General features: G+C 48.3%; 1 protein-coding gene and 1 pseudogene. One reads left to right on the top strand and one right to left on the bottom strand.

What is annotated here, in order from left to right; translation table 11 throughout:
* Positions 1–618, top strand: a pseudogene (locus R8N28_RS24075) (penicillin-sensitive transpeptidase); the annotation flags it as partial.
* 55 nt (positions 619–673) lie between these two features.
* On the opposite strand, the gene oxyR reads toward R8N28_RS24075, so the two are convergent.
* On the bottom strand, positions 674–1582 hold the full coding sequence (gene oxyR / locus R8N28_RS24070) for a DNA-binding transcriptional regulator OxyR (protein ID WP_005465160.1): 909 nt from the start codon (positions 1580–1582) through the stop codon (positions 674–676).
* Positions 1583–1739 lie beyond the last annotated feature (157 nt).

The raw sequence follows: 1739 nt of genomic DNA, 5'->3' as shown, positions 1-1739 counted from the left end.
CTTGCCGAGCAGTTTAACGAGCAAGATGAAGATGATTTGCACGCGCCGCAGGTGATCAGTGAGCAGAACGCTTTTATTCTGCGTGAAATGATGTACAGCAACATCTGGGGTGGCGGCAACTGGCGTGAAGGAACTGGCTGGAACGGTACCGGCTGGCGTGCGCAAAAACTTGAGCGTCGTGATATTGGTGGTAAAACTGGTACGACTAACGATTCAAAAGACGCATGGTACAACGGTTATGGTCCGGGCGTGGTTGCTATTGCATGGGTGGGCTTCGATGATCACTCACGCGCGTTAGGCCGCACGACGGTGAACAGCAATTTGGGTCAAGGCCAAGTATCTGGTGCTGAATCAGGAGCGAAAACAGCAGAGCCAGCATGGATTGACTTTATGCAAGTAGCATTGGAAGGCAAGCCAGAACAAGGCAAGAATATTCCAGATGACATCGTGCGCGTTCGCATCGATCGCAACAGCGGTCTGCTGACTCATAAAGTCGATAGCACGTCCATGTTTGAATACTTTGAGAAAGGCACGGAGCCAACCGAATACGTTGGTAACAGCCTCGAAGACAGCATTTATTCAAGCGGTTCTGGTGGCACAACGGAAGAGTTGTTCTAAACCAAACGAAAGAAAAGATAAGGGGAGAGCGTTGGCTCTCCCCTTTTTTATAACGTTAAGCTGCCATAGAAGATGGCTGCGACTCTAGAATTGCTTTGATTTTCGCTGCTAATGCTTCAAAACGAGCACGCAACGGAGAGCCAGGGCGGTACGCCAAAACAATGCTGCGTGAAGGCGTAGGGTTGACGGCAGGAATGTAGCAAACGCCATCTTTTTGTTTTTCGGCTGGAATAGAAAGCTGAGGCAACAAAGTAATACCCGCTCCCGCAGCAACCATATTACGCAAAGTTTCTAAACTGGTGGCTTTAAAGCGCTCATCATCTTTTGCTCCTGCCGCAAAGCAGAAACCTAACGCTTGGTCGCGTAAGCAATGCCCATCACCTAAAGCCAACACGGTCTTCCCATTGAGCTCTAACATATCAACCTGGTCGAGCTGTGCCCATTCATGACCACATGGTACAGCAACACTAAGCGGTTCGTTGTACACTTCAATCTCTTTAAATGGGGCAGTTTCCGCCACAGAAGCCAATACCAAACAGTCCAGCTTCCCTTCCTCTAGCTGACGAACCAACTGATGAGTTTGAGCCTCATGCAGGAACAGCTCAAGCTCAGGGAACTCTTCTTTCAGCTGTGGAAGAATTTTAGGCAATAAGTACGGGCCAACTGTCGGAATAAAACCGATGTGCATTGGACCGGTCATCGCCCCACTCTGTCCGCTGGCCATATCTTTAAAGGTTTTCACCTCACTCAGAATGCGTTTAGCTTGATCCACCAGCTGTAAGCCAGAGTCGGTGAACAACACTCGGCGGCTGCTTCTTTCTAACAATGCCGTGCCGAGTTCATCTTCCAGCTTACGTATTTGACCACTAAGCGTTGGCTGACTGACAAAACACGCCTCTGCCGCTTTGCGAAAATGCTTGTGCTCCGCCAGTGCGACTAAGTACTCAAAATCCCGAATATTCATAACACACGATTCGCTTCTATTTGATGATAGTCAATGTCTATCAAAACCATAGCATCAAACGATTAGAGCTATCAAAGGATTTTTACAATAATGGGCTCAACAAAACGAAACAGAGCCAAACGACAAGCCACGCTCTAAACGCTTCACTCGAATATTT

This window comes from Vibrio sp. Vb1554, assembly GCF_033344235.1.
The sequence above is the reverse complement of the archived record's forward strand: the minus strand, read 5'-3'. Positions and strand labels throughout refer to the sequence as shown.